Raw genomic sequence first — 7,949 nt, forward strand, 5'->3', positions numbered from 1 at the left:
TCAGCCGGAAATAACCCTGTTTGCGCCCTAGTCACGCCGTACTTGGTTACAAATCTATGAATGTGATCATCTGTATGGAGTAACCAAAGTGTCCACCGACATCTCAGAACTGAAGAACATCGCCGGCTTCATCGGCGCCTGCCTCGTTGACTCCGACTCGGGCCTCATGCTCGCCTCGGAAAGCAGCGGCGTGAAATTCGACCTCGAAGCGGCTGGCGCTGCGAACACCGAGGTTGTTCGGGCCAAGAACGCTGCCATGGCGGCCCTTGGTCTGAAGGATCATATCGAAGACATCCTGATCACCCTCGGGACGCAGTACCACCTGATCCGCCCGCTGTCCTCGAACAGCTCGGTCTTCATCTATGTCGCCCTCGACAAGAAGTCGGCCAATCTCGGCATGGCCCGCCTGAACGTGAAGAACGTCGAAGGCACCCTCAAGGTCTGACCTGAAAAGCCAGAGTTCCCCCTCCGCTCAGGTGGGGGATCTCCCTACAAAACGAGACGCAGCGCGAACGCTATTTCCATGTGATGCCAGGATTGTGTTTGGCGGCTGCCGGCTTCGAATCCGACGGGGTGAGGAATGGTGCGGCTTTACGACAGGAAGAGGTCTGACCGGCGCGGAACGCGTCTTTGCCCGGAACCAGCCAGCGCGATTTACGGCAGGTCTGCAGATCGCCGCCAGAATCTCGCGATGCATCCGATGCTGCACATGCCCGATGCGATCGTGCACCCTCACAATCCGGGCAGCGAAGAGAATTCGCTCCCCGTAAAACAGTACTCGCCCCTGCCGGTCGGCTTTGCGCCCTCCGGCATTTCCGTCTTTTCAGTGCCCGTCGTTGTGTTTGCCGACGACATCAGGAGTTAGTCATGCAAATCGCCCCCCTTCAGAAAAAACAACTCGATTTCCTGAGCGCCACCCTGGACGAACTTCAGAACGGTCAGGGTGAAAACGGTCGAAAAGGGTATCACGCGCTCAGACAGCGTCTGGACGGCTGGGCCGCCCGGATTGCCGTCATCGGTCAGGTGAAGGCCGGCAAATCCTCGTTCATGAATGCCTTCCTGCAGAACCGCGAATTCCTGCCCTCGGATGTCAATCCGTGGACCTCCGTGGTGACCAATATCCGCATCAACGTGAAGGGAGACCCCGAAACCGGCGCCTCGTTCGACTTCTTCGACGAGAAGGACTGGCAAGAGATCATCGACGGCAAATCCGAAGTCCGCAAGATGACCGAGGAGCTTTTGCCGGGGTTCGATACCGATCTGCTGCGCGAACAGAGCATCGCAATGCGCGACCGGGCACAACGCCGGCTTGGCAAGCATTACCATGTGCTGCTCGGCACCAGCCATTCTTACGATTTCGTGTCGCCGGATCTTCTGTCGCGCTATGTCTGCGCCGGCCCGGGGTCGGATGACGGGCTCGACCGCGAAGCTCTGGGCCGTTACGCGTCGATCACCAAGGTCGCCAACATCTACATGCAGATGCCCGAATTCCAGGTTCCGGCGATCCTGACCGATACGCCCGGCGTCAATGATCCGTTCCTTGTGCGGGATGAATTCACTTGCCGCAGCCTCGACAAATCGGACATCTTCATTGTCGTCCTGTCCGCGCATCAGGCGCTGACCGATGTCGATATCGCGCTGATCCGTATACTGGCCCAGCAGGATTCGAAGGATGTGATCATCTTCATCAACCGCATCGACGAGATGGAGGATTACGGGACCGAGGTCGATCAGGTCATTGCAGATGTCTCGGCCCGCCTGTCGAGTGACATACCGGATATCGAATTCACCATTCACGCCGGCAGCGCGCTTTTCGCCGAAATCGCGATGCGCGAGGATGACGATGCCAAGGCGATGCGCGATGAGCACGACACCGAAGAACTGCGCGCCTATCTTGAGGCGCAGATCGGCACGGTCCCCGAGGATCAGCGCGAACGGCTGCTGGCGGCTTCGGGCCTCTACGATCTGAAAAGCACGCTCTCTGCGGTCATCGACAATGGCGTCGGATGTCAGCAACTCAATGAGATCCTTGCCGATATCCGCGCTGAAATCGTAGGCAGCCGCACCTCGGCCCAGCAAGAGCAGGCATCGCTCCGGCAACAGCTCGACACGATCGGTCTGTCGCGTTCGTCGGATGCGATCGCGACGCTGGAGGCCGAGATTGCTGAACTGGAGGGCATTCAAAGCGAAGTTCAGGGGCTTTTTACCGGCATGCATGCGCAGGTTGACAAGGTCGTCATTGGCGCGGAACGCGCCCTGAGCACCAGCCTGAGTGAGGCCATCGAGCAATTCGTCGAAGATCAGGGGCCGACCATCAAGGCGCATCTGACCGGCAAGTCGCGCCGTGACGGCGAGGATCAGCAACTGTCGCTGGACATGCAACCGCTCAGATGGGCGCTTGAACGCGCCGTCCAGACAAATTTCCGCACTTCGCGGGACGTGGCCGATCAGGTTCTTTCGGGATGCCTTGAGGCCTGTCGCGGTATCACCGGTTCCGTATTCGGGGCCGCTGCCGACGGTGTATCGCTTGACGATCTGCCATTCGACGAATTCGCCTCGACGCTGACCTTGTCCAAGAAGAGGCTGGACGCGACGCTGATCACGGATCGCAGTTGGGCGTTCTGGAAACGCAGTTCGGCAAGTATCGAGAAATCGCTCAATGCCTTGCGGGTGATCGCGATGGCCGAACTCCGCCCGTCCATCGAAAAGATCCAGGCCGCTTTTATCGAGGCGCTGACCGACCGGACCCATTCCGGCGCGCGGCGCATCGGCGTGATCCTGCGGACGGTCGAGACCAGCGTGACCGAACGGCAGGGGCGGCTTGAACAGGACAAGGAGGTTCTGGACAAGCTGGCAGCCAATTCCGACAAGCTCGGCGCGATGTCAGAGCGTCTGCAGCAGCGGCTGGAGGTTCTTGAAGCCAGATTGAAGCGGCTGCGGGCGATAGATGGCGGTTTGTCGAAGACCGCTCTTCAGGATGCGGCATAGGGGGCGGGTATGACAGTTAACCACGCAAAGCTCGTCGCCGAGGCGACGGTTTCGGAACAGCGCCCCACCCGGGTCATTGTCTGCGGCGAATTCAGTTCGGGCAAATCCACCGTCCTGAACATTCTCATGCGCGACACTCTGATCCCGGCCATCACCGGCAAGGGGCCAAGACCGGTCGTAAAGATCAGTGGCGGCGACAAGCCCGGTATCGCGACCGAGGCTGCGGGCGCAGCACCGCGCCCCCATGCAACAATGCCGCTGGCCCGTGATCTTGCCGAGGCTGCATCGGTCAGCGCGACCCTTCCGGCGGACCAGTTGCGGGGCTTTGAATTCACCGAACTGCCCTATCTCGAAGACGGTCCGATCGCCGAGGATGTCCGGCACCATATTGAAAACGCCGATATCCTGATCTGGGCAACGATCGGGTCCCAGGCCTGGCGGCTGAGCGAGAAGACGATCATCGCCAGCATAAAGGAAATCCGTCCTCTGCCCACGATCCTCGCCGTGTCGCGCGCGGACAAGTATCGCAGCGAACGCGATCAGGACCGGGTCCGTGAAAGGCTGGAGCGTGAAGCCGAAGATTATGTGGACGGGATCGTGTTTCTGCACGGCTCCCGCAAGCAGATCACCAAGGCAAAGGACAGCGAAGAGGAATGGCAGGTCGCGGGTGGGCCGCAACTCTGGTCAGCCCTTGCCGGGCTCGATCTGATCGGCGCGACACCCGATCACGCGGCCAAAACCGCACCGGCATCCGAAGGCCCCACGGTCGTTCCATTTGATCCGCCTGAAGCACCCGTTGAAGCGGTCGATCAGACCGAAGGTGCCGCGACCGCAGCCGGGGAAACCGCAGACGGTCCCGAATGGCAGGCAGAGCTTCGCGCCCTGACCGAAAGCCTCAACGGCGTTGTCAGCGCGGGCGTGGTCCCGGCCGGTGATGCGGACAACCCCATCGGCCTTGCCGGTAGCGCAGATGACGTAACGGCCGCCGCACAGGCCTGCCTCGATTGCGTGAGCGTTCACAAAACCGCCTTTGATTTCGACGGTGTCGAAACCACGTTGGGCCGGACCCAGATCACCACGAAGAACCATCTTCTGGTGTTTGAGGCCTGCGATGACGGGTCGGTCATCTTCATGTTCAACCGGACTGCGAAGATGAACCCCGGTATCGCCTTGCGTGCCTTCGGACGGCTTCAGGCGACCTATCAGGCGGCCTGCGACTGACCTTTGAGGGGCGATCATACGGAACTGCCCCCATGTGCCAGGACGCAGCATCGGGCCAGCAGGTCTCCGGGCGTCAATCCGGCTGTGCGATTTCCGGTTTCTCTCTTAAGCGAAACATGCTGTCCTGACCCGAAACACGACAAAGGGAAACCGGCTTGTAACTGCTTGTCATACTTCTCGCCGAAGCGCTGATCGCGCTGATCGCGCCGCTTGTGGGTGTGGTGATCGGGCTTGCATCGCTCCTCCTTGAAATCCTGATTGCCATCGTCATCGCATTATCGGGCGGTCGCGTGAAACGGCGTGACCAACCCGCGCAGATGGGAGAGATGAGGCGGTTTCTTTCCTCACGCTAGCTGCACGTCCCGGCGGCAATCGCTGCGCTGATCGGGCTCGGCGTTGTCGCCCTCAACACCTTTTTCTTCGATGCCACCCTGCGTTACGGCCTTGCCCGGATCGGCGACCGCACCGGGTATGACCTGCGGTTCGCGCAGGCTTCGGGTAATCTCCTGACCGGCCGGGTCGAGCTTGATGGCGTGACGGTCACACGGGCTGAACACGACGGGGTGAAGGCCGATCTCGACGTCGGTCACGCCGCGCTCGACATCGACATTCTGTCGCTGCTGTGGTCTGTGCCGACGATCGAAGACGTGGCCTTGCGTCAGGTGACGGGCGATCTGGTTCTGCCCTTGAAAGCCGAGAGCGATACAGATGATCCGGCGACCGGGAAGCCGCGCCGCGATTTCATCGTCGAGCTCGGGCGGTTCGAGGCGCTGGACCTGACCGTCGCGCAGGGTGACAAACCATCGCACCGGATCGAGATTGCCAGAGCCTCGGTTGAACCGTTCCGCAGCCGGATGGCGGTGTTCGATGTCTTCTTCCGCTCCAATCTCGGCGCGCGGATCGACAGGGTGCCCCTGTCGGTGGTCACCTAGCGCATTGCGGGCGACGGTCGGCGGACGCAATGGGTGTTCGAAGACGTGCCGGGCGCGCTTCTGGCCACGCTGGTTCCGCGCGCGCCGCTGGACTGGCTGGCAGAAGGAACGATTTCGGCCCGGGTCGAGGATGAATGGACCCGCGACGACCGGACCATCGATATGGACTGGTCGATCACCACCCGCGATCTTCAGGTCCGCGCGCCCGAGCGGGCCGGAATGGTCGAAAAACTGGCGGTCGGGTCGCTGGGCAAGGTGCTTGCATCCCGGGGCGGCGATGCCGAGTTCCACTTCACACTCGATCTGGACCGGGACCGGCTTGAAACATCGTCATCGGGCGATATGGCGGCGCTTTGGGATGCGGTGAAGGACGGTCTGGCCATGGCAGTCGCCCAGCACACCGGCGAAGCGAAGGTTAAGGTCAAGGACAAGGTCGGAAAGGTCGGACAGTCCCTGCACGATCTCATCGACCCGGCGACAGGGGACAAGGCCACGGCCGAACCCTGACCATCGCCGGTGCTTGCACCTCAGCGCAGCCGCCTGCCAAAGGCGCGTGCGACGCTGACCGACAGGATGATCCTCAGCAGGTGATGAGCGGTCACGTAGAGGATCGACATATTCAGCGACAGCGCGATCAGGCCCATCTCGACCAGCCCGCCCGGCGCGAAGGCCAGAAACACCGCGCGCACCGGTTCGCCCGCGACCGGGGCAAGGGCCACGGCGAACAGCATCGCACCGCCAATGGTCACGGCTGCGTTCATCAGGGCCAGCCTGAGCGCGATCAGAATGCGCATCTTCGGCATGCCCGCGAACCGCACCCCCAGCGAGGTTCCGATCACCACCTGTGCCGCCGCCAGCAGCCAGCCGGGCGGCACACCTTCGGTCCAGCCCGCCATATGGGCGGCCGCCGACAGCAGGATCGGCCCCAGCACATGGCCCGCAGGCAGATGCAGGCGCAGACCGATGATGGCCCCGACCACGGCGCAAACCGTCAGGATCGCCACATCGGCGGCATGCAACGGCGCACCCGCCACCGCAGCACCCCCGGCAGAGCCGACAGCATGCCCCTCCATCACCGAAAAGGCGACCGGCACCAGAACAATGGTCAGGATCAGCCGCAGGAATTGCAGCATCGCCAGCATCTGCACATCCGCCCCCGCCTCCTCTCCCATCTGCACGGTCTCGACAAGGCCCCCGGGGGCGGTGCCGTAAAGGGCCGTCAACCGGTCGACCTGCCCCGTCGCGGTCAGCAGCCGGAAGCCAAGCCAATGCACCAGCGGGATGAAGAGGCAAAGTGCTGCCAGCGAGGGCAGCCAATGCGCCACCTCATCAAGTATCTCGGGCCGTGCCGCCCCGCCGATGGCGATGCCGACGATGGGGATGAACAGCATCCGGATCTTCTGCGGCGCCTGCGGCGGATGGCCCAAGGGGCTCAGCCCGGCAATCGCCGCCGCCCCGACCGCCAGCAGCGATCCGAGCAGCATCGGCAATGGCAGATGCAGCGCCTTGGCGACAAAACCCCCGGCCAGACCCAGCGCATAGGTCAGGGCCACGGTCGGCCAGTGCGGTGAACCGAAGAATGAGGTCAGGCGGGGCGTCATGCGGAACCGGGGTCAGGTGACATTGCCCATCTTCTCTCGCCCGATCCTGACATCAACCTGTCCGCGCCCCTTACCAATGTGGCGGTTTCTGATCGGCAAGCGGGATCGTTCCCGTCGCATCCGTCTCGGCCTCGGCCACCCGCTGCATCAGCAAAGCCACCCGGCGGGTCAGAAGGTCGATCTCGCCCGCCTGCCGCGCCACAACGTCCGACAGATCGTCAACCGCGCGGCGCAGATGCGCAACCTCCTCTTCGGTCTTGTCCAGCCTGTCCATCATTCCTCCCACCCGGGGTGCCATACAGGTGCCATACGTTTTGCCGACACTTTGCCGACGTTTCGCCGACAGGCCAATCGGGGCCCCTTCGACCGGCTTGTTCCCCCGTCCCCCTTCCGTTACACCCGCGCGCGGATAGAAGTGAAGGGTCGGATCATGGCCAAGGATAAAGGACCGAGGAAACCAAAGGCCGAAACGCCCAAAGGTTTCCGCGATTATTTCGGCGCCGAGGTGACAGAGCGCAAGGCGATGCTCGACAAGATCGCCGCCGTCTATCACCGCTATGGCTTCGATCCCCTGGAGACCTCTGCCGTCGAAACCGTTGAGGCGCTTGGGAAATTCCTGCCCGATGTGGACCGCCCGAATGAAGGCGTGTTCGCCTGGCAAGAGGATGACGCCGACTGGCTGGCGCTCCGCTACGACCTGACCGCCCCCCTCGCGCGGGTCGCCGCGCAATACCGCAACGACCTGCCCACCCCCTATCGCCGCTACGCGATGGGCCCGGTCTGGCGCAACGAAAAGCCGGGGCCGGGCAGGTTTCGCCAATTTTATCAATGCGATGCAGATACGGTCGGATCAGGCTCCGTCGCCGCCGACGCCGAAATCTGCGCCATGCTGGCCGACACGCTGGAGGCCGTGGGCATCGAGCGCGGCGACTACATCGTTAAGGTAAACAATCGTAAAGTTCTGAATGGTGTAATGGAGGTCGCGGGCATCCTCGACCCCACCGATCCGTCGAAGTTCGAACACGAACGCGGCATCGTCATGCGCGCCATCGACAAAATCGATAGGCTCGGCTCAGAGGGAGTGCGGGCGCTATTGGGACGTGGTCGGAAAGATGAAAGCGGCGACTTTACCGACGGCGCAGGGTTGGATTACGCGGCGGCCGAGAAGATCATGGCCTTTTTCATGTTCGACGCGAATGAGTTGGTC

General features: G+C 62.3%; 10 protein-coding genes. 7 read left to right on the plus strand and 3 right to left on the minus strand.

Annotation, left to right across the window (positions count from 1 at the left end; genetic code table 11):
- Positions 1-88 precede the first annotated feature (88 nt).
- The 4 genes from WBB85_RS02315 to WBB85_RS02330 all read left to right on the plus strand — a co-directional run bounded on the left by WBB85_RS02315 (position 89) and on the right by WBB85_RS02330 (position 4,209).
- Positions 89-445, plus strand: a complete 357-nt coding sequence (locus WBB85_RS02315) for a roadblock/LC7 domain-containing protein (protein WP_432637009.1) — start codon at positions 89-91, stop codon at positions 443-445.
- 135 nt (positions 446-580) lie between these two features.
- Complete coding sequence (locus tag WBB85_RS02320) at positions 581-865, plus strand: hypothetical protein (protein WP_432637010.1); 285 nt, start codon at positions 581-583, stop codon at positions 863-865.
- A gap of 2 nt (positions 866-867) precedes the next feature.
- Positions 868-2,988 carry a dynamin family protein gene (locus WBB85_RS02325; protein ID WP_432637011.1) on the plus strand — a complete coding sequence of 707 codons (2,121 nt, stop codon included), beginning with the start codon at positions 868-870 and terminating at the stop codon, positions 2,986-2,988.
- A 9-nt stretch (positions 2,989-2,997) separates the two neighbouring features.
- Positions 2,998-4,209 (plus strand): dynamin family protein, encoded by a 1,212-nt coding sequence (locus WBB85_RS02330; RefSeq protein ID WP_432637012.1) that lies wholly within the window; start codon positions 2,998-3,000, stop codon positions 4,207-4,209.
- Positions 4,210-4,553: 344 nt separating this feature from the next.
- Here the strand turns inward: WBB85_RS02330 and WBB85_RS02335 are convergent, their stop codons facing one another.
- A complete protein-coding gene (locus WBB85_RS02335; RefSeq protein WP_432637013.1) occupies positions 4,554-4,799 on the minus strand; it encodes a hypothetical protein in 246 nt (81 codons plus the stop codon).
- Between WBB85_RS02335 and WBB85_RS02340 the strand changes: the two genes are divergently transcribed.
- Positions 4,773-5,141 (plus strand): hypothetical protein, encoded by a 369-nt coding sequence (locus tag WBB85_RS02340; RefSeq protein WP_432637014.1) that lies wholly within the window; start codon positions 4,773-4,775, stop codon positions 5,139-5,141. The two genes, WBB85_RS02335 and WBB85_RS02340, sit on opposite strands and share 27 nt — an antisense overlap.
- Positions 5,142-5,174: 33 nt before the next feature.
- Positions 5,175-5,648: a hypothetical protein gene (locus tag WBB85_RS02345; RefSeq protein ID WP_432637015.1), complete on the plus strand. Its 474-nt coding sequence runs from the start codon at positions 5,175-5,177 to the stop codon at positions 5,646-5,648.
- Between the two features lie 20 nt (positions 5,649-5,668).
- On the opposite strand, the gene WBB85_RS02350 is transcribed toward WBB85_RS02345, so the two are convergent.
- Both WBB85_RS02350 and WBB85_RS02355 read right to left on the minus strand, forming a co-directional pair.
- On the minus strand, positions 5,669-6,742 hold the full coding sequence (locus WBB85_RS02350; protein WP_432637016.1) for an AbrB family transcriptional regulator: 1,074 nt from the start codon (positions 6,740-6,742) through the stop codon (positions 5,669-5,671).
- A gap of 70 nt (positions 6,743-6,812) precedes the next feature.
- Positions 6,813-7,019, minus strand: a complete 207-nt coding sequence (locus WBB85_RS02355) for a SlyX family protein (protein ID WP_432637017.1) — start codon at positions 7,017-7,019, stop codon at positions 6,813-6,815.
- A gap of 153 nt (positions 7,020-7,172) precedes the next feature.
- On the opposite strand from WBB85_RS02355, the gene WBB85_RS02360 reads away from it, so the two are divergent.
- On the plus strand, positions 7,173-7,949 hold a 777-nt coding region (locus tag WBB85_RS02360), incomplete at its 3' end, for an ATP phosphoribosyltransferase regulatory subunit (protein ID WP_432637018.1).

The sequence above is a fragment of the Albidovulum sp. genome, from assembly GCF_049646345.1.
Classification (GTDB): Bacteria; Pseudomonadota; Alphaproteobacteria; order Rhodobacterales; family Rhodobacteraceae; genus Albidovulum.

Bases quoted from the DNA above. Each gene is read 5' to 3' on its own strand.
- WBB85_RS02320 (WP_432637010.1), top strand. From the start codon at position 581: ATGGTGCGGCTTTACGACAGGAAGAGGTCTGACCGGCGCGGAACGCGT.
- WBB85_RS02325 (WP_432637011.1), top strand. From the start codon at position 868: ATGCAAATCGCCCCCCTTCAGAAAAAACAACTCGATTTCCTGAGCGCC.
- WBB85_RS02330 (WP_432637012.1), top strand. From the start codon at position 2,998: ATGACAGTTAACCACGCAAAGCTCGTCGCCGAGGCGACGGTTTCGGAA.
- WBB85_RS02350 (WP_432637016.1), bottom strand. From the start codon at position 6,742: ATGACGCCCCGCCTGACCTCATTCTTCGGTTCACCGCACTGGCCGACC.
- WBB85_RS02355 (WP_432637017.1), bottom strand. From the start codon at position 7,019: ATGATGGACAGGCTGGACAAGACCGAAGAGGAGGTTGCGCATCTGCGC.